Raw genomic sequence first — 23,900 nt, 5'->3', positions numbered from 1 at the left:
GGCTCGCCCGGGGATAACTACCTCACGTCGCTCGGCTTACCTCGATCCGCTCACCGCCCCTTCCGGTAGCAACCTCCGAGCCCTAATAGGGCCAGCGCGAGGGAAAGCGCCAAGAGCGGTATGTGCTGGAACGCGAGGTTGGGGAAGGTGCCGTAGGGGGTTATCACGCTCCTAGAGACCCTTCCGGTCAAATAGCCGCCGAAGGACGCCGCCAAGCACCACACGTCCTTGTTCTTGATGACTCCAAACGCCAAGGCCGCTGAGACTGCTGCATAAACCAAGTTCTCAATAAATAAGAAGAGGGGGAACTTCTTTATTATTCCAATGACGTGCGCCACGTCTATTCCAATGAAGCTCAATAGGAGTAGCGCCAGTACGACCAAGATGGGCAGTCTCACGCTCAGTCCCCGCGCCACCCTAGGAGGCTCAAGACTTTTGTCAGTTGGCGGACCTTCACTTGCCCCGGGGCTGTGGCCTCGCCGACACTCCCATAGTTCAAAAAGCTGCCCAAGAGGGCCGAGGCCAGCCTCAGAGACTCCGTTCCCTCGCCCATGGGCATGAAAGCAGTCCTAGGGTGGGTACTCTCGTTAAACAATAAGAAGTAGGATGGAACGTCCGTTACCACCGTAGCTACTTTAAAGGCCCACGCCCCTGCTTCCAACGCCTTCTGGGACAGCCTTCGAACCTCTCCCTCCCGAGGGGGGCTCTGGAAGTAGTGAACCGACAGGAGCGACCTCTCGCACGGAAGCTCTTTGAACTTCTTGATCTCCACGTCGCAGACAGCTCCCGCCTCCGATGCCCTCTCGTAAGCCTCCCCCCTCCACGGAGGGGACCACACGCCTCCCTCTTCGGGATCTCTGACGGTGACTATCACGTCTAAGCCATAGTTCCTCGCCAGCTCTATAGCTTCCAAGAACGGGGGCATGTCCTTGTGAGTCCAATAATCCAGCCTAAGCTCCACAAAGTCCGCTCCGGCAGCAGCGGACTTAATTATAAGCCTTTTTACTTGTTTTAAGTCGGTAAATGGGATGGACGCCACCGCGTACACCGGGGACCCCTGGGGGGCGGTTAGGGACAGTGCTCGATATTACTCTGCGATTGCCAAGGGCTACGACGAGCTCTACGGGGATGAACAAGAGAGGAAGTACACAGTAGGCCTAAAGATGCTTAGACCATCGAAAAGGGTACTGGACGTGGGGTGTGGTACGGCCCTTTTTATGAAACACGTGGACGGAATATACGTAGGTTTGGACGTCAGTAAGGGTATGTTGGCGGAAGCTTTGAAGAAAAGGGGCAACCGCGCAGCAGACTTCGTCTTGGGGGATGCTCGGAGCTTGCCGTTCAGAACCAAGTCGTTTGAGACGTGCTACAGCTTCACGATGCTTCAGAACGTGCCCGAGCCCCAAGAGGCCCTCGGGGAGCTCACGAGGGTCTGTCTCAAGGCGGTGGTCAGCTCCCTTAGGGGGAAGGGTTTGAGCGCTCGGGCTTGCGAAGAGGTCGCGCCGGACCTAGTGTGTCTAATCGTCGATGAGTAGTTTGTCCCCCTTCCTTATTATCTTGTCCTCTTTGGATAGGAATTCGTTGAGCATTTCTTCGAACTGTTCCCGAGTTATGCTGGGCTCCCTAGTCTTCACGTATTCGTACACGGACTTGATGTCTGCTTTCCCATCTAGAGAGACGAGGGCTTCCAACAACAAGTTCTTCTTTAGCAAGCCCTCTTCCCACAGATGCTAGCTCCCGTTTCTTTTATATTTCGGGCTCCCCTCGCGGCCAGCACGCTCTCTACCACGAGACGCTTCAGGTTGGTCCCTCTCTTCGCGGATATCGGGACGGTTCCCCACGTCCAGGGGTACAGGCTCTTCGCCCAGTCGTCGACCTCCGAGACCTTCTCCTCGTAGTCGTCTACCAAATCTATCTTGTTGAACGCGATTATCAAGGGTTTCCCCACGAAACCTATCTCGGCCAGCGTAGCCAAGCTACTCTCTAGCTTGTCCAATACTCTCCCCAACTCCTCGCTCCCGTCCAGTACCAGCACGGCGGCGTCGGAGTAAGTTATCTCTGCTAACGTTGCGTGGAACACCTCTAGTATCTGCGGCGGTATGCCCTCGATAAAGCCTACCGTGTCTATGAAGATAGCTTCGTACACACTGCCTTCGTACACGCTAACCTTCACGTGTTTGGGCGCTAAGGTAGTGAACATCTCGGGCCCTTCCTTCAAGTTGAGCTTGCCCAATGCGTTGACCAAGGCTGTCTTTCCGGCACACGTGTAGCCGGTGACCGCTATCTCCGGGACGCGCAAACGCTTCATGCGGCGGATTTTCTGTTGCTCCCTTACCGTCCTTATCTTCTCGAGCTCTTCTTCTATTTTCTTTATCCTCCTCCTTATCGCCTTTATAACGTACTTGGCCGCGTACTCGCCGGGGCCCAAGAAGTCTACTTGTTCTCCCATCTTAACCCTCCTGACGTATTCCCTTGCCAAGGTCAGTTCGTACTTCAGTCTCGCGAGCTCCGTCTGCAGTTTAGCCTCCTTGCTGCCGGCGTGTAACTCAAATATCTTTAAGATCAAACTGGTGCGGTCGATTACATCCACGCCTAACTCCTTCTTAAGCCTGTAGAACTGAGAGGGCTTCGGGTTCCCGTAAACTATTACCGCGTCCACGCTGCCCTCCTTCACTATCTCTTTCAACTCGTCCAGCTTTCCCGGCGTTATGTAAGTGGCCGGGTGCGGCTTCTTACAAAAGTTGACGGTCACGACCACCTCGTAGCCTGCAGTCTCGCAGAGGGCCAAGGCCTCTTGGAAGTCAGCCCTCTTCTTGCAAGCTACGAGAACCGCCTTCGAGCGAAACCACCTGCGGTCGCGACTTTCAGCCTTTTAAGTAATCTGCGGGAGGCCTTGGAAGGCACTTAAATAGCTCGGTCGGAGAGCCGCCGGGGTAGTCACGACTTGATCACGCCGAGGGAAGTGCCCCCGGAGAGGTTCAACCAGAGGCTGGCCATGTATCTGAAGGAGAGGTTCCCGGAGATCAAGCCTCCCGAGTGGGCCATGTACGCGAAGACGGGTTGCTTCAAGGACAGGCCCCCCTTAGACGAGGACTGGTGGTACTACAGGGCCGCCAGCATACTGAGGAAGCTCTACCTAGCCGGGAGACCTCTTGGAATAGAGACCCTCAGGACGGTCTACGGGGGTCGGCAGAGGAGGGGCGTCGCACCTCCGCACTTCAGGAAGGCCGGGGGCTCCCACATAAGGAAGATCCTCCAACAGCTAGAGAAGGCCGGCCTGGTAAAGAAAGTAAAGGACAAAGGAAGGGTCCTTACCCCCGCCGGTAGGAGCGTCCTCGACCACGTGGCTTACTTCACGTTCCAAGAAGTAGCAGAGGAAATGGTCGAACTTAAGAAATATGCTAAGAGGTGAGAACATGAGCTTCGACGACAGAGAGTTGGAAGAGATAAAGAAGAAAAAGTTAATGGAGCTCCAGAGGCGCATCGAAGAGGAAAAGAAGGCAGAAGAGCTGAGGAGGAGACAAGAGTTAGTTAGAGAAAGCATACTGAAGAACATCTTGACCAGCGAGGCCCGCGCCAGGCTGACCAACGTCAAGCTCGTGAGGCCGGAGCTCGCGGAGCAAGTGGAGAACTACCTAATTGCCCTCGCTCAGGCCGGGAGGATCACCAGGCCCCTCACTGACGCGGAGATAAAGGAAATATTGGCCCGACTGGCGGGCGAGACGCGCAGAGAGGGTAAGATAAACATAAAGGAGAGGGGGTGGTGAACGTGGCACACTACAAACACGTAGCTAAGAAGATAAGGTTGAATAAGAAGACAAAACAGAACAGAGCGCTCCCCGCGTGGGTTATATTAAAGACTCGCAGAAGGGTAACCCGGAACCCCATGAGAAGGTACTGGAGGAGGCAAAAGATAAAGAACGTCTGAGGTGATGGCCGTGCCTAAGGAAAAGGATGGAGTAATCTATACAATAAACCTGAGGAGGGTCTACTGGGGCAAAAGGAGCAACAGGGCGAAGAGGGCTGTCCGAATGGTTAGGGAGTTCGTAGCTAGGCACTTCGGCGTGGAGCCTAGCGACGTGAAGATAGACAACAGCGTTAACAAGTATTTGTGGAGCGGAAGCATCACCAAGCCTCCGGCGAGGGTACAAGTCTACGTTACCGTGAAGACTGAGATGACCGAAGATAGGGAGAATAAGATAGCCTATGTCACCCTCGCTAACGTAAAGGACGTGGAGGACTGAAGCGACATGATTTTTGACGTCGTCCCAATATCGATTTTTGGAAACCCCAATATAGGTGTGTATATGTTCGCCAACGACGACTTCGCCCTAATCCCGCCCGGGGTTAAAGAGGACGTCGTCAGAAAGGTAGAGAACGCCCTCAAAGTGAGGGTCGTGGATGCGAAGGTGGCAGATAGCGCCCTCCTAGGACTCTTTATCAACGGTAATAACTACGCGCTCGTAGTTCCGTCAATAATAAAGGAGTACGAATTGATGAACTTGAAGAAAGAGCTCGACTTGCCTATAAAGGTCGTTTATAGTAAGCTCACAGCCATGGGTAACGTAATACTCTGTAACGATAAGTTCGCTCTCTTCCACCCGGAGATGAGCAACTGGGTGAAGGACGTGAGCGAGGTCCTCGGCGTCCCCGGGGAGACTGGGACTATAGCTGGGGTGCCTACCGTAGGCTCGGTCGCGGTAGTGAACGACAAGGGAGGCTTAGTCCACCCGGACGCGAGCGATGAGGAGCTAAACGAACTAGAGAAGAAGTTCCAAGTAGTGTTGGGCATAGGCACAGTGAACTATGGAGTTCCGTACGTGAAGACTGGCCTAGTAGTTAACAACAAAGGGGCGGTAGTGGGCGACTTGACCACAGGCGTAGAGATGGCGAGGATTGCCAGAGCGCTTTCGGGCGAATAATTTACTGCGAGAACCGGAGGGGCCTTGGGGAAAGAAGTCTTTGGAAGGAATAATACTGGCAGCTGGGAAGGGGAGCAGGCTGAGACCCCTAACCCTCACCGTACCCAAACCTCTGATCCCCGTGGCGGGTAAACCCCTGGTGCAATACGGAATCGAACAGTTGAAGGAGGTAGGGGTCGAGAGGACAGTCTTAGTGGTGGGTTGGCTGGGTGATCTCTTCAGAGAGACTCTGGGGGACGGGAGCGCGCTGGGGATGAGGTTTGAGTACGTGCGCCAACCAAAGAGGCTCGGGGTCGCCCACGCTATACACACGGCGATAGTAGAGGCTGACGTGAACTCACCGTTCTTGGTCTACTTTGGAGACAACGTGTTTGACGACGAGTGGATCAAGAAGTTCGAGACCATAGATTACGAGTTCGACGCGTTTGTAGTGTTGGCCAAGGTCGATGACCCCAGACGCTTCGGCGTCCCGGTGATAAAGTCTGGAAAAATAGTTAAGTTCGTCGAGAAGCCCGAAGAACCCCCCTCAAGCTACGCGTTAACTGGCCTTTACGTCTTCAGAGACCCAGATCAGTACGAGGGCTGCTTCTCGGAACTCCGGCCCTCGTGGCGGGGCGAGTACGAGATAACGGATTTGTTGAACTGCTATATAAAGAGGGGATACGAAGTGAGGTACGCGGTCGTCGAGGGCTGGTGGAAGGACACCGGGGTCCCGGAGGACCTAATAGAGGCTATGAAGTTCATATTGGAGAAGAAGCTGGTTCCGAAAGTCGAGGGGGCTGTTGAGGGAGAAGTCGTGGGGAAGGTTTACGTTGCTGAGGGGGCAACCGTGGAGGGGAAGCTCGTGGGCCCGGCCTACGTAGGCCCCCGAGCGGTGGTGAGGGGCTCAGCAGGCCCGTTCGTGGACGTTGAGGAGGGCTCGACCGTAGAGGGCTCCTTCATGGAGTCATTAATCTTTAAGGGATCCAAAGTTCTAATGATAGAAGGTGCGGCCTTGAAGAGGAGCGTCGTCGGGGATCACTCTAACATAAAAGTGAATGCTCCCGTGGTCTTAGAGGACGCGCTCTTCGCCTCGAAGAGCTCGCTTAAGGTAGGACGACTCGGCTAGCTTCACCTTACCCGCTTCCAGCTTCACGACGCCGTCATCAGCGAGCTCCTCCACAGCGCCCTCTATGCAGCTCAAGAGCCCCTCTTCCGTGACCTCGGGGGCGTAGCAGTCGGCCACGTAGGCCTCCGTAGGCGCGAGGCCAGCGCTCATCATTCTCAACAAGTCTATGCTCGCCTCGCCGCCCAACTTCTTTAATGTGAATATCACCCACTCCTTCGAGTATAGCCTCAAACCTCCTCCCTGGTTACGACTTAGCGACGCCCTCCCTTTTGTTCCGGAAGGGATGGGGCGAAAGTGGCCCCTTGGAAGAACCTTTAAATTCCCGCACTTGGGGTTCCTCGCGAGGGAGGAGTGCTTGCCCAAGAAGAGGGAGAACCGTGGAAGGCATAAGGGCGACAAGGGTAGGACGGGTGTAATACAGTGCGACAACTGTGGCAGGATAGTGCCGGCCGACAAGGCTATCTGTATCACCAGGTGGCACAGCCCCGTAGACCCGCAGCTCGCGAGAGAGCTCGAGAAGAAGGGGGCCATAATACCGAGGTATAAGATAACCAAGTGTTACTGCGTGAGCTGTGCGGTTCACTTGGGCATAGTTAAGGTGAGGCCCGAGCACGAGCGCAAGAGGAGGGGCCTCTACTAGCTTTGAGGACCTTCGTCACTCGTTCCCTCACAGCGACTACCTCCCCTGCCTTTCCCAAGAGGGGGATAGCCTCCCACACCGGAAGGCTGGACGTAATAGCGAGGATGCTGAGGGCAGCTCTCTGGACGGAAGAGGGCGTGAGGAGGGATTCTTCTTTTCTCGTTACCTTAGAGGGTCCCCCGAACCCGCCCGTCACCTTGAAGTTCAAGGGGGCCGAGCTCGAGGTGGACTTGAGCGACGAACGCGCGGCCGTCGAGGCTCTAAGGAAATGCATGTTGGGGCAACTCAAGGGTTGCAAGAAGACCAAGGAGAGCTTTGAAGAGATGCTTAAGGGTTTGGGGATGAAGGTCTACGTCCTCTCCGAAGACGGGGAGGACGTCTGGTCCTTCAACTTCCCGAGGTCGGCGGCGTTCCTGCTGGGCTCACAACACGACTTGGAGCTTCCCCCTTGGTTAGAAGCCGAGAAAGTTTCCTTAGGCCCCAAGAGTTACTTGGCTTCCCACTGCATCTACTACTTACACTACGTGTTGGACCTCAAGCTCGGCCCCAGCCCCCGGCGCCGGGGGTCATGAGAGTCAAGCGGGACCCCTTCTTGAGCTTTCCGGAGAAGTAGCCCTCGACGGGCTCGCCGTCTACCAAGATCTTCCCCGAGGCTCCCTCTGCCCCTCCCTCCGCACCCGGGGACCTCGTCAAGTACCTCGACATGATTACGGTAACTTTTATGTCGTCGAGCGCTACGAACTCCCTTATCACCCCGTCCCCTCCCTTGCGCCCCCCTTTCCCGCCAGAGCCCCTCCTCACCGAATACTTCGTGAAGAGCACCGGCATCTCCCTTTCTATTATTTCTATTGGGGTGTTCATGGTGTTAGTCATCCCCCACTGAACGGCGTTTTGACCGTCCACGTCCTTGGTAGCGCTTCCCCCTCCGGCGTTGGTTTCGTAATAAACCTTGTTCTTCCACGAGATTATCAAGTTGCTCATGGTGCCGGGCCCTCCCGAGGGGGCTTCTGTGAAGCTTTGAGCGGCGAGCACCACGGCCTCCAAAGTCCTCTGGGAGGTTTCCAAGTTGCCCGCTCCCACGGCCGCCGGGAACTGGGGGTTCAACAAGCTCCCCTCTCTAGTCCTCACCCTTATTAGAGAATAGAGGCCGTGGTCCACCGGGCCTTCCGGCACGGTCATCGCCTTTACGAAGAAGGCCACGGCCGCGTAGGCTATTCCCTCGACGGCGTTCAAGTTATAGGGCACTTGGTCCGAGGATCCGGAGAAGTCGGCCTCCACGACCTCACCTACTTCCAGTCTAACCCTTATCTTAGCGAAGCCTTCCGGGAGCTCCAAGGGGACCTCCGCCTCCCCCTTTCCGGACAGGTTTGCCAACCGCTCCGAGTAGGCCCTTCTGGACGCTTCTAAGAATCCTTCTTTGTATTCTTCTATTTTTCCGTAACGATCCTCTAGCTCTCTCAGCCTCTGGAAGCCCGTCCTCAAGGCCGCCACTTGAGCCTTCAAGTCGGCCAAGAACGTCTTAGGCCCCCTCACCCCCCTCGCGATGTCTTCAGCCACCTTTAATATTTTCCACTTCTTAGCAACTAAGGTTGGTTCTATTACAACGCCCTCCTCGAACAGCGTCTTTGCTCGCGGGTTCAAGGAGCCGGGCACCGGGCCCCCTACGTCCACGTGGTGGGCCTTGTTGACTATCCACACATTCTTATACTTAGTTATGACTGTTACATCATTCAAGTGCGTGCCGGTCAAGTAAGGGTCGTTGAGCACCATTACGTCCCCGTCGTCCTCCACTAGCTCCGCCGCCCTCTCGACCAGCTTGGGGGCAGCCCACGAGAGGCTGCCTAAGTGTACGGGGATGTGCTCTGCTTGCGCCAGCACCCTCCCCTCCTCGTCGAGCAGGGCGCAAGACATGTCCAACCGCTCTCTGATGTTAGGCGACACGGACGAGCGTTTCAAGATGCTTCCCATCTCCTCAGCTATATAGCTCAAGGCCCTCTGGACCACTCCGGTCCTCAGCTTCAAGCTTCGGGCCCCCTATTTGATCCCCTCCAACGTTTAAACTCTCGAAGTAACTATACCTTGCGCGGAGAAGAAGGATGATAGTGAAGAGGGTAAAAACCGGCATACCCGGCATGGATGAGATCCTCTACGGCGGCATTCCGGAGAGGAACGTAGTACTCTTGTCTGGGGGCCCCGGCACGGGGAAGACCATATTCTCCCAACAGTTCCTTTGGTACGGCCTAGAGCACGGCGAGCCAGGGATTTACGTAGCCTTGGAGGAGCACCCCGTCCAAATAAGGAGGAACATGTTGCAGTTCGGCTGGGACGTGAGGAAGTACGAGAAGAAGGGCACGTTCGCCATAATAGATGCCTTCACCGGCGGAATAGGCGAGGCCGCGAAAAGGGAGAAGTACGTCGTGAGAGACCCGACGGACGTCCACATGCTAGTGGACGTGTTGAGGGAGGCAATTAGAGAAATAGGCGCCAAGCGGGCGGCCATAGATTCGGTCTCCACGCTTTACTTGACCAGGCCGGCGGTGGCGAGGAGCGTGGTCCTCCAACTGAAGAGGGTGTTGAGCGGCTTGGGCGTGACCAGCATCTTGGTGAGCCAAGTGTCGGCTACGGAGAGGGGCTTTGGCGGCCCCGGCGTCGAGCACGCCGCGGACGGGATAATAAGGCTTGACTTGGACGAATACGACGGCGAGCTTTACCGTTCCCTGATAGTCTGGAAGATGAGGGGAACCAAACACAGCATGAGGAGACATCCCTTTGAGATAACCGATAAGGGGATAGTAGTATTCTACGACAAGGTGCTGAGAGTGAGGGCCGGCAAGGCTTACATAGAGTCTTTGAATCCGGAGATAGTGAAGGAAATGGATGAGGCCTCGAAGAAGAACGAGGACGTCTACGAAGGGGAGGTATGACGCTTGGAGAGGTTAGTGGTCGTAGAGGATGTGTACAGAGCAATAAGGACCATGAAGGACTTTTCATTTGAATACGCATTGTTCTTGAAGTTTGAGGTTGGCGAGGGGGAAGTGCGGGTGGTCGACTATGCTTTCCCCCTCCAGAAGGTTACCCCTACATCCTTCGAGGTGCTCGACCCGAGGCCGGTGGCCGCCGGGTACGAGGGGGTCTTACACAAACACCTAAGGTGTCGTGAGTTCTCTCCCGAAGACCTCCCCTTGCTGCGCTCTTTCCCCCTCAACTTGTTGGTTGTAAGGGACCGGGTGGTCCGGGTAGCTTGGAGGGGTGAGGTGTACGAGGCTCACGAAGAAGGAGCTGGAGATGGAGTTGGAGAGGGTGAGTTGGAAGAGGGGGAGGTTAGGTATAAGGTACGAGCAATACCCCACCCCCGCCTCTGTGGCGGCGGACGTCTTGTGGAGGGCCTTCTTGGCCGGAGACATCGAAGGTAAACTCGTGGTGGATTTGGGCTGCGGCACGGGGAGGCTAGCCTACGGCGCGGCCCTATTGGGCGCCAGGTCCATCTGCCTTGAGCTGGACTTGGAGCTACTAAAGGAAGCTCCCTTAGAAGAGAAGGTGTTGGCCGAGGTTCCACGCGCGCCCTTGAGGAAGGTAGATACTGTAATAATGAACCCGCCCTTCGGTACCAAGGTAAAGAAGGCGGACAGGGCGTTCTTGTTGGCGGCGTTCGAGCTCGCCTCCACGGTTTACTCTATCCAGCCCGTCGGGGTTTGGAAGGTCGTCAAGAGGTTGGGCGAGGAGAAGGGCTTTGTGTGTGAGGCGCTGGCCCGTTACGAAATGCACCTCCCCCAGCTCTACGAGTTCCACGTCTCTAGGAAGAGGAGGACGGAGGTCAACCTTTATCGTTGCCGACGGTCGTGATCACTACCCTATCCTCAGTTACAAAGATCGTGTGCTCCCACTGTGCCACTTCTCCCCTCTTCGCCTCAACGAGTATGGGATAAGCTGTTAACACGCCTATCTTTGATAACCTCATAAGTGCTTCAATTAATTTGTCGTAAGCCATTACGTCCGTTAGCCAGCGGGGGGAGAACGGGAGTGTCTTGAACCTTTCATTTATCACGTCGACCAATTCCTTTAAGTCGCCGGCCCTCTTCTCCCACCCCTTGGGGGGCTTCGGCCTGAGCGAGAATATGGTGACCTCCTTTCCCTCAACCACGTAGCCGGCGCCGTCCGTGCCGAAGGGCTCTATTGCATACGCCCGGCCCGGCTCCAGCCTGAACGGCAAGGGTTCTGGGACGTTCGGTATGGATACCCCGGAGTGAACCAAGTAGGGGGCCAAGCCGTGTCCCCCTAAGTTGGAGATCGGTTTGAAGCCCCTCCTCCTTATTGTAACGCTTATCGTAGTTCCTATGGCAGAGACTGAGATGCCGGGCCTCGCCCTCTCCAAGGCCTTCTCCAAGGCCTCTTTGACTGCTTCCGAAAGCTTCGCGTGCCTCTCCACGGGCTTAAGCAAGACGCTTATGGCAGAGTCGGCTATCCTCCCGCCGACGTGGGCCCCCAAGTCGAGCTTGACCACCCCCTTTTCCGGAAGCCTCTTCGAGTCCTCTGGTACTGGGGAGTAATGTGCGGCCTCGTGGCCCACGCTCAAGTTGCACGGGAAGGCCGGCCCGTCTGAAAGTTTCCTAATTAGGTCCTCAACCTCTTCGCATATCTCCAGCACTGAGGCCCCGGGCCTTATGAGCTCCCTCCCCCTCTCTAACGCCCTCCTCACGGCCTCTCCGGACTTCAAGTATAGCTCCAGCTCCTCTATGGTCTGACACCGGCCTCCCTCCCCAGGGGGCGTATTTCAAGGAGCTCCTCTACCCTCGCTTTAAACCTGCTCCACCACTCTATTCCCTTCCCCTCGTCGAAGAGCCTCCCCCATTTATCGGGCATAACCCTTTTCGCCATGGTTCTTGCAATGTCATAGGTCTTCTTACTCTCCCACGGGACGGGCTCCGCACCGGCCTCGATATTATAAATGGCGACGTTCCTGTACACCGATCTGGCGTATTCCTCGTCCACCTCGACCCCTACTACGTCCTTATACATGGCTCCCACCAACCTCTCCGCCCACTTTCGGTGGAACCGGCATATGCCGGCGTTGTCCAAGATTAGCTCCTTCAACGCCCTCCTTAACGAGCTCTCTGCGAACTTTTCCGGTTCGTCGAAGGTCGGCCTGTAGTTCGTCCAGTACCTTCCCAACACGTAGAGGGGGGCAACCATGCCCGGAGCCCAGTACAAGTTAGGCGTCATGTAACCTTCCTCCCCGAAGGCCACGTACACCGCTAGGTCCTCGAACCTCACCCTCTCCGCTCTGGACGGGAACTCTTCGTCCAAGTGCTTGGCTACTTCCCTCAGCCCCCTCTTGGCGACCTCCCCCGGTATGCCCGAGCCCCGCGCGTATTGTTCTAATATCTTCCTCGCTATCTCGTAATTCTTCTCGCTCTCCTCCACCTCGAAGTGAGAGGGGTCGAAGGAGGGCGGCTCCTCCACTTCGAGTTCCTCCGGCTTCAACAAGTTCCGGTAGAGCGCGTCCATCAGCCACGAGACGACGTGTCCGGCCTCTATGGCGTCCATACCGTAAGAGTCCACAACTTCTATGAGCTTAACCGTGAGGTCTAGCTTGAAGACGCCTATCAGCGGCCCCATGGCGTTGCTCGGCTCGTAGTCTAGCTTCACGCCCCTCCAAACTTTCTTGCAAGCGGCGGGGCACGGGTCGCCGCAGCCGCCGAAGACTCTCCTCTTTATGGTCTCTTTTACGAATGGTGTCCAGAAGTACTTAATTATCATCTTGCTCAACCTCGTTCTTGCCTCGTCACTGTAGTATATACTGTTGAAGGCGAACATAGGTATTAAGTCCCTGTAGTAAACGTAGTTTACCCCAAAGGTCCCCCCGCTCTTGTACTTCGGGTCGTATCGGTACTTGGTAGTCGCCTCCAAGACGGCCTCTACATAGCTCTTGCCGAAGACCTCTCGGCTGAGCCTTTCCGGCAAGTCTGCCGAGATCTCGGGAGGCTCGTAGCGCCCTCCAAAGCCTACGGCCCAGACGTTGTGGGCTCTGGCCATGACGCTCCCGGCGCCTCCCCTCCCGAAGAAGTCCACGGCGAAAGGAGAGAGCTCGTTTCCGAGCCTCTCCACGCTCACCAGCGACCCGGATATCGAGAACGTGGAGAAGGGCCCCACGACCACGGCGCGGGCAGGGGAATAGAGGTCGTATACGTACTTGCTCAGCGCGAAGGTGCCGAAGTAGCCCTCGTAGTTGAACGCGTCCGACGTAACGTTCCTAAACTTGACGTCCTTCAGTCCCTCCTCATCCCCCTCCAAGATCACTACCTTAGGCGAGCTTGCCTTGCCCTTGAAGACCACCAAACTGGTCCCGGAACTTATGAAGTCGAAGCCCGCTCCGCCGGCGGCCGTTACGTGGAGCCCCTTGGTCATGGGGCTTTTAAAAACAATTATTAGCCTGTTAGTCCCAAAGAAAGGGGAGCGCGCGAAGGGGCCGGTACCCATGACAGTCAAGTTCCTCTCTATTGGGTCCCAGTCTTGCGTTTGGCCCTTTAGGTGTAGTTTTACGCCGGCCTCCACGGGACCCAACGCCTTTACGTCTATTTTCTTCCAGTTCTCCTCCTCTAGGTCTATCTCTATCGGGTTTGTCAAGGGCTCGCGCAACCCTTTCGCCCCAATTCCCTACCTAGAGGGGAACCAAAGTGTTGAGGCGTTCAACAGAAAGCGCCCCCTCCGGACCTCCTCGGGCAGAAGGAAATGATGTATATGACGCTGGACGTTCTTGCATGTCCGTATTGTAAGGACGAAGGCTTCCCTTTGAAGCTTTACGTGATAGATAAGAAAAAGGTGAAGAGGAAGAGGCCACTGAAGGAGAAGCCTTATTGCGAGCTGTACTGCGGCTACCTAGGCAAGTACTTGAAGGACGTGGAGGACCCCCCTTGCGAGCGCTGTTTGGATGAGGAGATCGTCACGGGCGTGCTCGTCTGTCCCAAGTGCGGGCGCTGGTTTCCGATAATAGACGGTATCCCCCACATGTTGCCGGACGAGCTCAGGAACAAGGATGAGGACATTAAGTTCTTGAAGAAGTACAAAGACCTCTTGCCCGAGGAGGTCTTGTCCGGCAAGCCTTGGGGGATAAAATGAGCCCTCTCTTGAGGTCACACTTGTTAGCGTTTTTCCTCTTCCTCTCGACCACTTCCTCCGACCCCTACGTCTTGAGGGAGGCCCACGTCTACGGCCCTCTCTCGGTTGGGCTGGCCAGCGGGGCGGCCTCAGTGGTCGGCCTGACCTCCAAGCTTACTATGTTCAAGAGGGGACTCAGTCCCCAGCTGACCTCCGCCGCGCCCGCGCTCATGGTTCTAGCGTTCCCAACGGCCTTCCTCGGACTTCCCGGCTTCTTTACGTACTTGGCACTGACCAACTTTGCGTTTGCAATAATATTGGTTTTATCTTTGATAGTGGTTGCGGAGGAGGCCCCTCCGAACAAGCTGGGCTTCCACTACGCCTTGAGAGGGGTGGCGCTCTCCTCCGCGTCCTTCGTGGGGCCCATATTGGGGGGCTTGGCTTACTCCGCTTGGGGCCTCCCGGGCCCCCTCTCCGTCGGGGCGCTCGCCTCGGCTGCAGCTTGGGCGGTCCAGAGGGGACTGAACTACTCCTTCGAGGGCGGGAAGAGGTGCGGCTTCAGCCCCTCTTGGACGTTGGCCTACGCGACCTCGTACTTCCTCGCGTCTACAATCCTCATAATTTCTACTTACTTGCCACCCTACCAGGCGTCTCGCGGCAGCGAGCGCTTAGCCACCGCTTACTTCTTCTCCGGGAGGGCGCTGGGCAGCGGGAGCGCCAGGCTCTTGGGCGGACTGATAGCGGACGCGGCCCCGCGCTTGATAGCGCTTCCCCCCTTGTTGGCCCTACTGGCCTCCCGCTTGACCCTCGGCGCGGTCGAACCCATCTCCGCAGCGGTCGCAGGCTTCCTAGCCGGCAGCTCTTGGGGCTTGGCCAGCCCGACTTTACTCTCAATAGCGGCCAGGGAGAAAGAGAAAGGGAGGAGTATAAGCCTCTTCACAACCGCTTGGGACTTGGCGAACGTGACCTTAGTCCCCCTCGCGGGCGTCGCGGGGTCCTTCGAGGCGTCCCTCTCGTTCTCCGGAGCGACTGCTTCCATGGCCTTAGTCTCGGCGGCCCTCCTCGCGGCCTCTCGCAAAATAAACCCCAAGTGAGGCTACTCCCCCTTCGGGACAGGGAAGTGGGCCTAAGGGAAGCTTTCTCGAAGTTGATAGAGAGGATGGTAGTGGAAGAGTTCCGCCCCAAGTCCGTTAAGGTAGTGGCCGAACCATTCCCCTTCGGAGGCACCTATTACGTCGAAATGACGCTAGACGCGCTTCCGGAGGACATAGAGCTCAAGATCACCGAGATAGTGAACGAAGTGGAGTTCAGCTTCTACACGCCTACGAGCTTCGAGGTAGAGAAGGAGGGAGACCTATACAAGGTTAAGGCACTTTTCGTGAGCTCCGGCGAGGAGGGCGTCAGTGCCTACTTATAATAGAACGTCCGCTCGCCGACTTTTAAAATAACTTGCCTTCTGTAGGCCATTTGTATAATCCACCCGGCGCTCTTCTTCAACCCTTGAGCCTCCACCTTCAAGAGCGGCTCCTTTATCTCGAAGCCCAACAGCCTGCCTCCTAACATTTCCACGCCTTCCTTTAAGTCCTTGGGGTCCACGGACGGCAAGGAGTCACACAAGTCCTTCTCGAATATACATGAGTCCCAACAGACCTCGCCGTGGTGCCTCGCGTTGGCGTCACAAGCTGTGTAGAGAACTCTCATTCCCAACGACTCCGCTTCTCGAGCAATCCTCTTTCTCAAGTCCTTAGTGTTTACGTAAACTTGCTCCCTTCCCCTTGGAAGCCTCTTGAGCCTCCCCTCCAGCGACGCCCCCAAGGAAGTCAAGTTTTTCAATATCCTCCGCGTCACCCTGAGCCCTCCCAAGACTACGTCTTTCAACCCGTAGCTTAGGGCCAACTCCAGTATCTCTTTCGACTCCCGGTCCGTTATCCCGGGAATTATGGGCCTTATGAAGACAGCTACCCCCTTCCCTCCCTCCTTTATCTTCTTCGCTAGTTCGAACCTCTTTTCCACCGGGGGAAGTCTCGGCTCCAACTCCTTTGTCCTCCTCAAGCTAGTTACTGAAACTAGCACGCTCAGCCTTTCTTCTGAGGACTCCAAGAACTCGCTCAACCTCCTTTCTGGAAATACCATCTTAAATGACATTTGCGTGTAGTTGCCCAAGTACTTTAGCCACCTGAGGTATTCGAACGTTTTGTCTAACAACAACGGATGGAAGGGCTCCGTGACGGACCCCACAGCTACGTAAGTCCCCGTGGGGCCGGGAGTTACGTTAGGGTTAAACGTCAAGGCCAGGGCGAGCTCTGGCCCGCTGAGGGGGTAGGGCTTCACCTCTTCCGTTGGGAACCCCATGTCCGGCACGTAACAGTACACGCACCCCAAGTCACACCCTATCCCCGGGTGGACCGTTATCCCGCAGTCCCTAGGCTCCCTCCTCGCGTGCCAGTCCTCCTTGGCCCTCCTCGCGTCCTCGACGAGACCCTTCAGCTCTTCTAATTTCTTCTTTTTCATTTCTATAGCTTTTGTCAACCTCCCCAACTCCCTCACCCCAAGTCGAGCAGAGACCTTTGCTTGTAGACCTCGTTGAAAGCTTTCTTCAAGTCGTGTACGAACTGCTCTTTGAGCTTTGGGTTGCGAAGCACGGCCGCGGGGTGGTAGCTTACCAATACCTTCAGCTGGACCCCTCCCGCCGAGGTCACGAACACCTTCCCCCTAATCTCTTTTAAGGGACTCTTGACGCCCAACAACGTCTCGGCGGCGGTCCTTCCAAGGGCCACCACAAGCTTGGGCCTTATGCAGTTAAGCTCTTCAAGTAAGTACGGTTTGCACGCCTCCACCTCCTCCTTTGTCGGCGTCCTGTTCCCGGGAGGCCTACACTTTACTACGTTGGTTATATAGTACTTCTCGAATCCTATTTGTGAGATCGTGGAGCGGAGGAGCTTCCCGGCCCTCCCGATGAAGGGACGCCCCTCCTCGTCCTCTTCTTTTCCCGGCGCTTCCCCAACGAAGACCACCTCGGCCCCTTCGTCCCCTTCCCCCGGAACGGGGTTCTTCCTGACCTTACATAGGTCGCACTTACAACAGGCCTTTACCTTCTCTGCTACCCGCGAGCACACGCTGGTCCGCACCTAAAGCCGAACGTTCATCAGAGAGTTTTGTGGGGAGGGCCCCGGAGGGGGGTTTGAAGGAGTTTTACGCTTTGCTGGCGATAGCTTTCTTGGGCAACGCTGCCTCGAGGACCGTCCGCACGGGAAGCGCCTTCGCCGTTTTGGGAGAGGGCTGGAGCTTCTTGGCGGTGCTGGCAGCGACCTTCTCCTTAGGCAGGCTCGTGTCTTCGTTCTTGGGAGGAGAAATGAGTAAGAAGTACGGGTCTAAGGTGACCTCCTTAGGTTTGGCCTCCCTGGGAGCCGTCGGCCTCGGGTACGCGTTCTTGCCGTCGAGCTACTACCCCTTGCTCAGAGTGGTCCACGGCTTGAGCGCGGGCTTCACTTGGCCTTCGTTACAAGCGGTGGCTATGAGCAAGGTTCCCCGGGAGTACAGGGGAAGGGCTTCTTCCCTCTACTTCGTCTCGGGTAACTTGGCCTGGTTCTTCGCATTCGCAATAGGGGGCCTCTTAGCTGAGAAAGCGTTAGTCCCGAGCGCCGTCACGCTCTTCATACTTTCCGTCGCGACGCTCGCGTTCAAGGGAAAGGCGGCGAAGGAAAGGCGCGGGGGCAAGAGGAGGGCGTTCGTCCCTCCACTCTTGGCTTTGGTATTGACATCTGTTGCATTAGGGATGATGACTGTATTGGTGAATACGGAAGTTGCAATAGCAATGTTTGGAATGGAGTTCGGAAGGGCCTTCGGAGGGCTCTTGCTGGCAACTGCGGCTCTCGTTGGGTCGGTAATAAGTTACTTCCTCAACAAAAAGCTGATAGACGTCTTGGAGAGCCACTTGTCCTTGCTGCTCCCTGCGGTCGGCACGTCCTTGGCGGGCTTCTTGATCTCCGCCCCGCCCCCCTTATCGGTGGCCGGCCTCCTCTTGACCAAAACCTTAACTATGTGGTGGAGAAGCTCCGCCCTGGGGCTGGCGCGGGCGGGCGACGTGGGGAGAAGGGTTGGCGCCTTCAACGCTGCCGGCGACTTAGGGAGGCTGCTGGGCTCAGCGGTCAGCTCATCGGGCCCTTGGGCGGTGGTCGTATTGCCGGCGGCTTCCTTGGCCTTGGGCTTACTCGCTTGGGCTCAGAGCCGTTCCACGCTCTCCACGAGCTCGGCTGAGTGAAGGGCTACGTCCACGCCCAGCTCCTCTCCCTTTTTCTTTAATAGATTTCTGAGTTCACCAACGCTCACCTTGGCCCCCGCTAAGTCCACAACCATTATCATTGCAAACATCCCGCGGAGGACTGTTTGGGATATGTCTACTATGTTCACTCCGTGTTCAGCCAGCACCGAGGATATGCCGGCCACTATCCCGACCCGGTCCTTCCCGACCACGGTTATGACTGCGTATTGAGGCAACCGCTTCCCCCCGGGGTGCCAAAAAGGGGGACGTTTTCACGGTTAGTTGCGATTCAGCTCCCATGGAAACTTACCGTGTTTCTTAAAGTACTCATATATCCCCCCTTCCTTCATGATATTCATTATCATGGGGGGATAAGGTTTGAAGGAGTACTCTTTGCCCTTCGTAACGTTCCTGATTATACCCCTCTCCAAGTCTACCTCTAGCTCGTCCCCCTCGTTGACTTCATCCACGACCTCCGGAGCCTCTATGACCGGGAGACCTATGTTTATTGCGTTCCTGAAGAATATCCTCGCAAAACTCTTGGCTATCACAACGCTCACGCCCGAGTACTTGATGGCTATGGGGGCTTGTTCCCTAGAACTCCCCATCCCGAAGTTTTTGCCCGCTACTACCACGTCCCCGGGCTTTATCTTGTTCGCCAACTCCGGGTCCAAGTCCTCGAAAACGTGCTTTGCCAACTCGTAGTAGTCGGTAGTCTTGGCTTTGTATCGGAAGGGTATTATCATATCAGTGTCTATGTTGTCACCGAGTTTTGCGACTACTCTGCCCTTGATCATGTTGCTGCCCTCCGGGTCTCGGGCCCCGAGGGCTTTTCAGCCTTTGACTAGCCATTCCAATGCCTCTCCGGGGTCCTCGAAGGCCTTGACCTCGGCTAGTTCCCTCGAATCTATACCTTTTTCCATCAATTCGAAGTACTTGTCAGTATCCATTCCGTGGCCCTTGACTAGTGCGATCCTCTTCCTCTCTCGATAGGCCATCAAGACCTCCATTAGCGTGCCTGCCCCTCCGCCCAACGCGAGCAAGGCGTCGGCGGCACTCGTCAGCAGCGCGCTCCTGAAGTTCTCAGTCATGTTAGTGTGTATCACGGTCACGTGTTCCCTGTTCTCGGCCGGGCACTGGTAACCTAAGGGCAAGAAGATGTAGACCTCCACGCCCGCTCTCGCAGCCTCATCTACTACCTTACCCATGAGCCCCCAGCACCCTCCTAGTAATATCTTTACGCCTAGTTCTGCTGCCTTGGAAGCTAAGGATCTGGCCAACGTCACCGGTCCCTCGCAGCCGCACGCAGCTATAGCGATCTTCATGCTCTCTCCCGAGTCGGGTCTCTTGAGGGACGCGATAAGTTTGCTGCTTGCGAGACCCTTCACGAGGCGGCGATCGCCTGGGCCTCCTAACCTTCGAGGTTTCTTGGCCTTGCGAGGAGGAACTTCTGGTGCGGCGGCCGGGATTTGAACCCGGGATCACCGGCTTGGGAGGCCGGCATCCTAGTCCAGGCTAGACGACCGCCGCGCTCTCCGGGACGCGCTCCTTATTTTCGGTTAAAAGCGTTTCTGGGAGGGGATGAGGAAGGACGAGGGTGGGCGAGCGGTGAGCGGCGGTAAGTCTCGCCGACTCGAGCTGTACTTCGACGGGCTCTGCGAGCCCGTCAACCCGGGAGGGGTCGCCACTTACGGGTTCTTGGTTAAGGAGGGGGACGAGGTGGTCTGTTCCGGCAAGGGCCTAGTGGGGGTGGGCGCGCGGGGCGACGACGTCACCAACAACGTGGCTGAGTACACGGCCTTGATAAAGGCGTTGGAGTGCTTACTCGAGAAGGGCTTGGAGGGGGCGGAGGTAACGGTCAAAGGCGATTCCCAGTTGGTGATAAGGCAGTTGAAAGGCGAGTACAAGGTTAGGTCCCAGAGGATCGCACCGCTCTACGAGAGGGCCAAGGCGTTGTTATCCAAGTTTAAAGCCGAACTCCAGTGGGTTCCTAGAGAGCTCAACGAGGAAGCAGACGCCTTGAGTAGGGAAGCCTTTAGGGAGTACTTGAAGGCGAACAGAGAGGAATATGAAAGGTACTACCTTAAACCCTCTCGATCACGGTGACGCACTTGTCGCCCTCCCTCGTAACGGCCTTTACCCTACCCCCATCTGTCATTAGCTTTGGTTTCCACTCCCTCCCTTCCATGAGGGTTAGGGCAGTGGCGATCATGTAGGGCAGTGGGCACGCGGCCCCCTCCAGCTCGGCCCCGCCCACCCCTTTGGGGCAGATCTTACACCTCTTTGTGACCACAGAAATCTTTATGGAGCCGTCACCGACCTCCACGTCGTATTCGCTATCCGAGTACCCGTACTTGGAAAACATGACCTTCAAGTTCTCTTCTATACTTTTCTTCGGGTCGACCAGCCCGTGTGCCACGAAGTAGGCTAACACCCTCGGGGTGAAGTACTTGGAGATCACCCCGACCGTGCCTTGGTTGAGCGTTCCCAGTTCGCTCAATGAAGCTAACATAGAGGCCAAAGTGAGGGAGGGGAGGGGCACGTCCCTCTCCTTTATTACTTTTAAGGCCTCCTCGAAGCTCTTCTTGAGCTTCTTTGAGTTTTTGTTTGATTCGCGTAAGGTGCGGACTTCAGGCATGGGAGGTTCCTAGCTCGAGGGAGGCTGCGCCGTTATTAACGATTTCCTTACCAGTTAGTCAGATAGGACGGAGTTTTTCAACCTTTCTTCTAGCCTCTTCGAGCATCTCTTCCACATTCTCGAGGAAGTCCTTGGGCAACTTCTGGAACAAGGGCTTGGGCTTCTTGACCTCGCCAGTCGGTTCTGAGCCGCTTGTAAGGAGCTTCCCCCTCTCGTGTACGCTTCCTGGCTCGCCTATCATCTTCCAGAGCTCCTCTGCGGCCGAGGGCGCGAAGGGCGCCAAGTGGATGGCCACCTCCCTGAGTACGAACAAGCACGTGTACATGATGTCCCTCACTTTCTCCTCCTCTCCTTCTTTCAACAGCCTCCACGGTTCCCTCTCGTTCAAGCACTTGTTCCCTAGCCTGGCCATCTCCAAGACTACGCTTGAAGCTTCCTTTAGTTTTACCTTATACATAGCGCTTACGTACTTCTCGTGAAGTTCGGATATGCTCCTCTTAACCTCTTCGTCGACCCTTCCTCGGACCGAGCCTCCGAGGCGCCTCTCCACGAAGGTCAGCACCCTGTGTGCGAAGTTGCCTATATCGTCGTTCAGCTCGCTGTTGACTATTCTGTAAAACTCCCTCCACGTGAAGTTGGTGTCCCTCTCCTCGGGCCTCATCCTAATTAGGGCGAACCGCCAGTAATCTGGGTTGGGCACCACTTCTAGCGCCTCGTCTATCCAAACGCCCACCCTCCTTCTCTTGCTAAACTTCTTGCCCTCGTACATCAAGTACTCAGTTGCGGATATGTTGTAGGGGAGGGGATACTCCTCTCCGGTGGCCTTGAGGAGGGCCGGGAGTATGATAGAGTGGAACGGTATGTTGTCCTTTCCAATAAAGTATACGGGTCTCGAATTGATATCTTTCCAGAACTTTTCGAACAAGTTAGTCCCGTTCTTAACGTCGAGCTCTTTGACTGCTGAGAGATAGCCCAAGACCGCTTCGAACCATACGTAGACGGTCTTCCCCTCGGCCCCGGGGAACGGTGCGGGTATGCCCCACTTGTTGTCCCTGGTCACCGACCTGGGCGTGAGCCCCTCCTTTATCCAGTTTAGCGTAAACTTCTTGACGTTGTCTGGCAAATCGCTCTTCTCGAGCCACTCTACGAGTCCCTCGGCGGCTCTGGGCAAATCGAAGAACCAGTGCAGCGTCTTCTTCCACACCGGCCGGGAGCCGCAGAAGGCACAACGGGGGTTAACCAAGTCTGGAGGGTCCAAGAGTTTTCCACACTTCTCGCACTGGTCTCCCCTGGCGTCCGGGGCCCCGCAGTAGGGACAAGTTCCCACCGTGAACCTGTCCGGCAAGAACATCCCGTCCTTGGGGCAGTACGGCATAACCATTTCTTGGGTGAATATGTAACCGTTTTCGTATATCTTCATAAAGGTCTCTCTTACGAACTCCACGTGTACTGGGTTGTGCGTTCGAGTGTAGTTATCAAAAGATATCAAGTACTTTTCGAACAACTTCTTTACGTACTCGTGTACCTTGTCCGTCAGCTCTTTGGGCTCCAGCCCCCTCTTCCTGGCCTCCACCTCTATCGGTGTCCCGTGCTCGTCGCTCCCGGAGACGAACACCACCTCTTCGCCCATGAGCCTCAAGAACCTTGCAAACACGTCTGCAGACAGTATGGAGCCGATCAAGTTGCCTAAGTGCGGCACCGTGTTGACGTAAGGCCACGCGCTCCCCACTATCCACTTAGCCACCCTCGTCCCCGGAGGCTTTGGGGGTCACGAGCATAAAACGGGAGCTGTACAAGCGAGGGGTTTAAAGCTTGGGGGACGGATGATACCGCCATAGACCCCTTTTAAGCTTTCTTAGGCAGCTATACACCCAACGGGAGCGTCGGATGGATGCGATAGTTAGGTTCAGCAAGATGTGGGAGGAGGGGAGCAAGGGCGGCAGGAGGTTCTTGATATTCGGTCCCAAGGAGGGAGGCGAGGAGCCGCTCAAGAAGAAGGTGTTCAAGGCACGGTATCTAATAGAAAAGCAGATAGACAAGATAGGGTATACTATCAACAAGCTGAAAGAGAGGGACGAGAGGCTGTTTAACAAGCTGGTAGATAGCATAGTAAATCACGACGAACTTAGGGCGAAGATACTGGCCAGTGAGATTGCGGAAATAAGGAAGATAGCCAAGACACTAATGACTACTCAGCTAGCTCTTGAAAGGGTTAAGTATAGGATGGAGCTGTACTTAACAATAGGTGACGTAGCGAGCACTCTGGCGCCGGTGGTACCGGTTCTAGGTATACTGAAGGGTCAACTGCTGAAGGAGATACCGGAGCTAGGGATAGAACTGAGCAAGATCCACGAAGAGCTGGAGGAGGTGGTCGACGAGATGAGCTTCTACGGAGCGGCGGAGGCGGACGTGGTGCTGGACAAGGAGGCTAGGAAGATACTGGAGGAGGCGAGGACGCTGGCGGAGAGGCAAGTGGAGACAGAGTTCCCCAGCGTCTCCCTCTCCAACACGACCAAGATCTAAAGGCTCCCGTACTTCGGGGCCTCCCTCCACTTGCCTCCGTGTTTTAGGGCCACCGTGCTAGACGCAACCGCCCTCACGCTTCCCACTTCATAAAGGTATATTTTATAGTAATCCAGTTCTTCCTTCCTACATTCCTTGCACTCCCACGCGTAACCCGCGTTGCCGTAGACGTCCACGAAGAACACCGCCGCCCCGCTACCTTCCGGGAGTACCTCCTCCAGCCACCCCTTCACCCTCATGGCGGTCAGTAGGGGGTCCTCGCTGTAGTTTTCCATAACCGCCCACGCGACGGCCGCGGTGTCGGCCAGGACGCCGGAGCCCATCATCCTCCTGACCGGATAGGGGGCCTCGAGAGTCGAGGGGTCTATGGTCCCGTTATAGCCAACCCAGAGAATGTTGAGGACACCTACGGGCTGGACGTTCTGAGGGTGGGCCTCTGTTCCCTTTATACTAGTCTTCCTCACGTGCACCAAGTTCAGCGCCCCGAAGTTGTTGTGCAGAAACCGGAGGCCCCTCTCGTCCTCCCACACGGCCCTCGTGCTTCTGTACTCGACGAACCTTCCCTCCTCTACCCCCACGAACCCCCAGCCGTCGGGGTGGTTGGGCTCCTTGTTCTTCCACCTCCTCGCTCCGTAAGGGTCGTCCCTTGCCGCTTCTACTAATGCCTTCACCAAGTCTTCCGAAAACCCTTTCATAATTAACATTCTGCACAA

At 56.2% G+C, this 23,900-nt stretch carries 33 protein-coding genes, 1 tRNA gene and 1 pseudogene; 18 read left to right on the top strand and 17 right to left on the bottom strand.

The window, feature by feature from the left end:
• Window positions 1-50: 50 nt before the first annotated feature.
• Both AC1HCZ_RS00315 and AC1HCZ_RS00310 read right to left on the bottom strand, forming a co-directional pair.
• Window positions 51-398, bottom strand: a complete 348-nt coding sequence (locus AC1HCZ_RS00315; RefSeq protein WP_479461549.1) for a hypothetical protein — start codon at window positions 396-398, stop codon at window positions 51-53.
• Window positions 399-400: 2 nt separating this feature from the next.
• Complete coding sequence (locus AC1HCZ_RS00310) at window positions 401-1,048, bottom strand: type I 3-dehydroquinate dehydratase (protein WP_479461548.1); 648 nt, start codon at window positions 1,046-1,048, stop codon at window positions 401-403.
• Here AC1HCZ_RS00310 and AC1HCZ_RS00305 point away from each other — a divergent pair.
• Window positions 1,029-1,535 carry a class I SAM-dependent methyltransferase gene (locus tag AC1HCZ_RS00305; RefSeq protein WP_479461547.1) on the top strand — a complete coding sequence of 169 codons (507 nt, stop codon included), beginning with the start codon at window positions 1,029-1,031 and terminating at the stop codon, window positions 1,533-1,535. The genes AC1HCZ_RS00310 and AC1HCZ_RS00305 overlap by 20 nt on opposite strands.
• On the opposite strand, the gene AC1HCZ_RS00300 is transcribed toward AC1HCZ_RS00305, so the two are convergent.
• The gene (locus tag AC1HCZ_RS00300; RefSeq protein ID WP_479461546.1) at window positions 1,518-1,712 is read right to left on the bottom strand and encodes a hypothetical protein; all 195 of its coding nucleotides are present in this window, start codon (window positions 1,710-1,712) and stop codon (window positions 1,518-1,520) included. The two genes, AC1HCZ_RS00305 and AC1HCZ_RS00300, sit on opposite strands and share 18 nt — an antisense overlap.
• Window positions 1,706-2,800: pseudogene (hflX, locus tag AC1HCZ_RS00295) on the bottom strand (GTPase HflX); the annotation flags it as partial. The pseudogene hflX and the gene AC1HCZ_RS00300, both read right to left, overlap by 7 nt.
• 144 nt (window positions 2,801-2,944) lie before the next feature.
• Between hflX and AC1HCZ_RS00290 the strand changes: the two are divergent.
• Genes AC1HCZ_RS00290 through AC1HCZ_RS00265 form a run of 6 tightly spaced genes read left to right on the top strand, consistent with a single transcriptional unit; the run spans window position 2,945 to window position 6,030 of the window.
• Window positions 2,945-3,412 (top strand): 30S ribosomal protein S19e, encoded by a 468-nt coding sequence (locus AC1HCZ_RS00290; RefSeq protein WP_479461545.1) that lies wholly within the window; start codon window positions 2,945-2,947, stop codon window positions 3,410-3,412.
• 4 nt (window positions 3,413-3,416) lie between these two features.
• Window positions 3,417-3,767, top strand: a complete 351-nt coding sequence (locus tag AC1HCZ_RS00285) for a DNA-binding protein (RefSeq protein WP_479461544.1) — start codon at window positions 3,417-3,419, stop codon at window positions 3,765-3,767.
• Entirely contained in the window at window positions 3,761-3,928 is a 168-nt protein-coding gene (locus AC1HCZ_RS00280; protein ID WP_479461543.1) for a 50S ribosomal protein L39e, read from the top strand. The genes AC1HCZ_RS00285 and AC1HCZ_RS00280 overlap by 7 nt, the downstream gene beginning before the upstream one ends.
• Before the next feature lie 10 nt (window positions 3,929-3,938).
• Window positions 3,939-4,244, top strand: coding sequence for a 50S ribosomal protein L31e (locus AC1HCZ_RS00275; protein ID WP_479461542.1), 306 nt, complete (start codon window positions 3,939-3,941; stop codon window positions 4,242-4,244).
• 6 nt (window positions 4,245-4,250) lie between these two features.
• Entirely contained in the window at window positions 4,251-4,922 is a 672-nt protein-coding gene (locus AC1HCZ_RS00270; protein WP_479461541.1) for a translation initiation factor IF-6, read from the top strand.
• A gap of 40 nt (window positions 4,923-4,962) precedes the next feature.
• Entirely contained in the window at window positions 4,963-6,030 is a 1,068-nt protein-coding gene (locus AC1HCZ_RS00265) for a sugar phosphate nucleotidyltransferase (RefSeq protein ID WP_479461540.1), read from the top strand.
• Here the strand turns inward: AC1HCZ_RS00265 and AC1HCZ_RS00260 are convergent.
• Complete coding sequence (locus AC1HCZ_RS00260) at window positions 5,974-6,261, bottom strand: hypothetical protein (protein WP_479461539.1); 288 nt, start codon at window positions 6,259-6,261, stop codon at window positions 5,974-5,976. The two genes, AC1HCZ_RS00265 and AC1HCZ_RS00260, sit on opposite strands and share 57 nt — an antisense overlap.
• Window positions 6,262-6,385: 124 nt before the next feature.
• Here AC1HCZ_RS00260 and AC1HCZ_RS00255 point away from each other — a divergent pair, with 124 nt between their 5' ends.
• Window positions 6,386-6,670, top strand: coding sequence for a 30S ribosomal protein S26e (locus AC1HCZ_RS00255; protein ID WP_479461638.1), 285 nt, complete (start codon window positions 6,386-6,388; stop codon window positions 6,668-6,670).
• A gap of 2 nt (window positions 6,671-6,672) precedes the next feature.
• On the top strand, window positions 6,673-7,242 hold the full coding sequence (locus AC1HCZ_RS00250) for an RNA methyltransferase (RefSeq protein WP_479461538.1): 570 nt from the start codon (window positions 6,673-6,675) through the stop codon (window positions 7,240-7,242).
• On the opposite strand, the gene AC1HCZ_RS00245 is transcribed toward AC1HCZ_RS00250, so the two are convergent.
• Window positions 7,205-8,692 carry a hydantoinase B/oxoprolinase family protein gene (locus tag AC1HCZ_RS00245; protein WP_479461537.1) on the bottom strand — a complete coding sequence of 496 codons (1,488 nt, stop codon included), beginning with the start codon at window positions 8,690-8,692 and terminating at the stop codon, window positions 7,205-7,207. The genes AC1HCZ_RS00250 and AC1HCZ_RS00245 overlap by 38 nt on opposite strands.
• Window positions 8,693-8,766: 74 nt before the next feature.
• On the opposite strand from AC1HCZ_RS00245, the gene AC1HCZ_RS00240 reads away from it, so the two are divergent.
• The 3 genes from AC1HCZ_RS00240 to AC1HCZ_RS00230 are packed head-to-tail and all read left to right on the top strand — an operon-like array spanning window position 8,767 to window position 10,513.
• Complete coding sequence (locus tag AC1HCZ_RS00240; RefSeq protein ID WP_479461536.1) at window positions 8,767-9,594, top strand: KaiC domain-containing protein; 828 nt, start codon at window positions 8,767-8,769, stop codon at window positions 9,592-9,594.
• Window positions 9,595-9,597: 3 nt separating this feature from the next.
• Window positions 9,598-10,083 carry a hypothetical protein gene (locus AC1HCZ_RS00235; protein ID WP_479461535.1) on the top strand — a complete coding sequence of 162 codons (486 nt, stop codon included), beginning with the start codon at window positions 9,598-9,600 and terminating at the stop codon, window positions 10,081-10,083.
• Entirely contained in the window at window positions 9,971-10,513 is a 543-nt protein-coding gene (locus tag AC1HCZ_RS00230; protein WP_479461637.1) for an METTL5 family protein, read from the top strand. Before AC1HCZ_RS00235 ends, AC1HCZ_RS00230 begins: the two co-directional genes overlap by 113 nt.
• On the opposite strand, the gene map is transcribed toward AC1HCZ_RS00230, so the two are convergent.
• Together map and AC1HCZ_RS00220 are read right to left on the bottom strand one after the other, a co-directional pair.
• Window positions 10,485-11,384, bottom strand: a complete 900-nt coding sequence (gene map, locus AC1HCZ_RS00225; RefSeq protein WP_479461534.1) for a type II methionyl aminopeptidase — start codon at window positions 11,382-11,384, stop codon at window positions 10,485-10,487. The two genes, AC1HCZ_RS00230 and map, sit on opposite strands and share 29 nt — an antisense overlap.
• 17 nt (window positions 11,385-11,401) lie before the next feature.
• Entirely contained in the window at window positions 11,402-13,306 is a 1,905-nt protein-coding gene (locus AC1HCZ_RS00220) for an aldehyde ferredoxin oxidoreductase N-terminal domain-containing protein (protein ID WP_479461533.1), read from the bottom strand.
• Window positions 13,307-13,399: 93 nt separating this feature from the next.
• Between AC1HCZ_RS00220 and AC1HCZ_RS00215 the strand changes: the two genes are divergently transcribed.
• The 3 genes from AC1HCZ_RS00215 to AC1HCZ_RS00205 are packed head-to-tail and all read left to right on the top strand — an operon-like array spanning window position 13,400 to window position 15,182.
• Window positions 13,400-13,786, top strand: a complete 387-nt coding sequence (locus AC1HCZ_RS00215; protein ID WP_479461532.1) for a Trm112 family protein — start codon at window positions 13,400-13,402, stop codon at window positions 13,784-13,786.
• Complete coding sequence (locus AC1HCZ_RS00210) at window positions 13,783-14,859, top strand: MFS transporter (RefSeq protein ID WP_479461531.1); 1,077 nt, start codon at window positions 13,783-13,785, stop codon at window positions 14,857-14,859. Before AC1HCZ_RS00215 ends, AC1HCZ_RS00210 begins: the two co-directional genes overlap by 4 nt.
• Window positions 14,856-15,182: a hypothetical protein gene (locus AC1HCZ_RS00205; protein ID WP_479461530.1), complete on the top strand. Its 327-nt coding sequence runs from the start codon at window positions 14,856-14,858 to the stop codon at window positions 15,180-15,182. The genes AC1HCZ_RS00210 and AC1HCZ_RS00205 overlap by 4 nt, the downstream gene beginning before the upstream one ends.
• On the opposite strand, the gene AC1HCZ_RS00200 is transcribed toward AC1HCZ_RS00205, so the two are convergent.
• Together AC1HCZ_RS00200 and AC1HCZ_RS00195 are read right to left on the bottom strand one after the other, a co-directional pair.
• Window positions 15,173-16,303 (bottom strand): radical SAM protein, encoded by a 1,131-nt coding sequence (locus AC1HCZ_RS00200; protein WP_479461529.1) that lies wholly within the window; start codon window positions 16,301-16,303, stop codon window positions 15,173-15,175. The two genes, AC1HCZ_RS00205 and AC1HCZ_RS00200, sit on opposite strands and share 10 nt — an antisense overlap.
• Window positions 16,304-16,308: 5 nt before the next feature.
• Complete coding sequence (locus AC1HCZ_RS00195; RefSeq protein WP_479461528.1) at window positions 16,309-16,881, bottom strand: uracil-DNA glycosylase; 573 nt, start codon at window positions 16,879-16,881, stop codon at window positions 16,309-16,311.
• A 65-nt stretch (window positions 16,882-16,946) separates the two neighbouring features.
• Here AC1HCZ_RS00195 and AC1HCZ_RS00190 point away from each other — a divergent pair, with 65 nt between their 5' ends.
• Entirely contained in the window at window positions 16,947-18,026 is a 1,080-nt protein-coding gene (locus AC1HCZ_RS00190) for an MFS transporter (protein ID WP_479461527.1), read from the top strand.
• Here AC1HCZ_RS00190 and AC1HCZ_RS00185 read toward each other — a convergent pair.
• From AC1HCZ_RS00185 to AC1HCZ_RS00170, 4 genes are all read right to left on the bottom strand, one after another.
• A complete protein-coding gene (locus tag AC1HCZ_RS00185) occupies window positions 17,987-18,262 on the bottom strand; it encodes an ACT domain-containing protein (protein ID WP_479461526.1) in 276 nt (91 codons plus the stop codon). The genes AC1HCZ_RS00190 and AC1HCZ_RS00185 overlap by 40 nt on opposite strands.
• 42 nt (window positions 18,263-18,304) lie before the next feature.
• Window positions 18,305-18,823, bottom strand: coding sequence for a 3-isopropylmalate dehydratase small subunit (locus AC1HCZ_RS00180; RefSeq protein WP_479461525.1), 519 nt, complete (start codon window positions 18,821-18,823; stop codon window positions 18,305-18,307).
• A gap of 36 nt (window positions 18,824-18,859) precedes the next feature.
• A complete protein-coding gene (locus AC1HCZ_RS00175; RefSeq protein WP_479461524.1) occupies window positions 18,860-19,351 on the bottom strand; it encodes an SLOG cluster 4 domain-containing protein in 492 nt (163 codons plus the stop codon).
• Window positions 19,352-19,477: 126 nt separating this feature from the next.
• Window positions 19,478-19,556 (bottom strand) — tRNA-Gly (locus tag AC1HCZ_RS00170).
• Between the two features lie 78 nt (window positions 19,557-19,634).
• Here AC1HCZ_RS00170 and rnhA point away from each other — a divergent pair.
• On the top strand, window positions 19,635-20,132 hold the full coding sequence (gene rnhA / locus AC1HCZ_RS00165) for a ribonuclease HI (RefSeq protein WP_479461523.1): 498 nt from the start codon (window positions 19,635-19,637) through the stop codon (window positions 20,130-20,132).
• Here rnhA and AC1HCZ_RS00160 read toward each other — a convergent pair.
• Both AC1HCZ_RS00160 and metG read right to left on the bottom strand, forming a co-directional pair.
• Window positions 20,110-20,664, bottom strand: a complete 555-nt coding sequence (locus AC1HCZ_RS00160) for a hypothetical protein (protein WP_479461522.1) — start codon at window positions 20,662-20,664, stop codon at window positions 20,110-20,112. The genes rnhA and AC1HCZ_RS00160 overlap by 23 nt on opposite strands.
• Window positions 20,665-20,722: 58 nt before the next feature.
• Window positions 20,723-22,408, bottom strand: coding sequence for a methionine--tRNA ligase (metG, locus tag AC1HCZ_RS00155; RefSeq protein ID WP_479461521.1), 1,686 nt, complete (start codon window positions 22,406-22,408; stop codon window positions 20,723-20,725).
• A 143-nt stretch (window positions 22,409-22,551) separates the two neighbouring features.
• Between metG and AC1HCZ_RS00150 the strand changes: the two genes are divergently transcribed.
• Entirely contained in the window at window positions 22,552-23,187 is a 636-nt protein-coding gene (locus tag AC1HCZ_RS00150; RefSeq protein WP_479461520.1) for a Snf7 family protein, read from the top strand.
• On the opposite strand, the gene AC1HCZ_RS00145 is transcribed toward AC1HCZ_RS00150, so the two are convergent.
• Complete coding sequence (locus tag AC1HCZ_RS00145) at window positions 23,184-23,900, bottom strand: class II glutamine amidotransferase domain-containing protein (RefSeq protein ID WP_479461519.1); 717 nt, start codon at window positions 23,898-23,900, stop codon at window positions 23,184-23,186. The two genes, AC1HCZ_RS00150 and AC1HCZ_RS00145, sit on opposite strands and share 4 nt — an antisense overlap.

The sequence above is a fragment of the Ignicoccus sp. genome, from assembly GCF_056435145.1.
The sequence above is the reverse complement of the archived record's forward strand: the minus strand, read 5'-3'. Positions and strand labels throughout refer to the sequence as shown.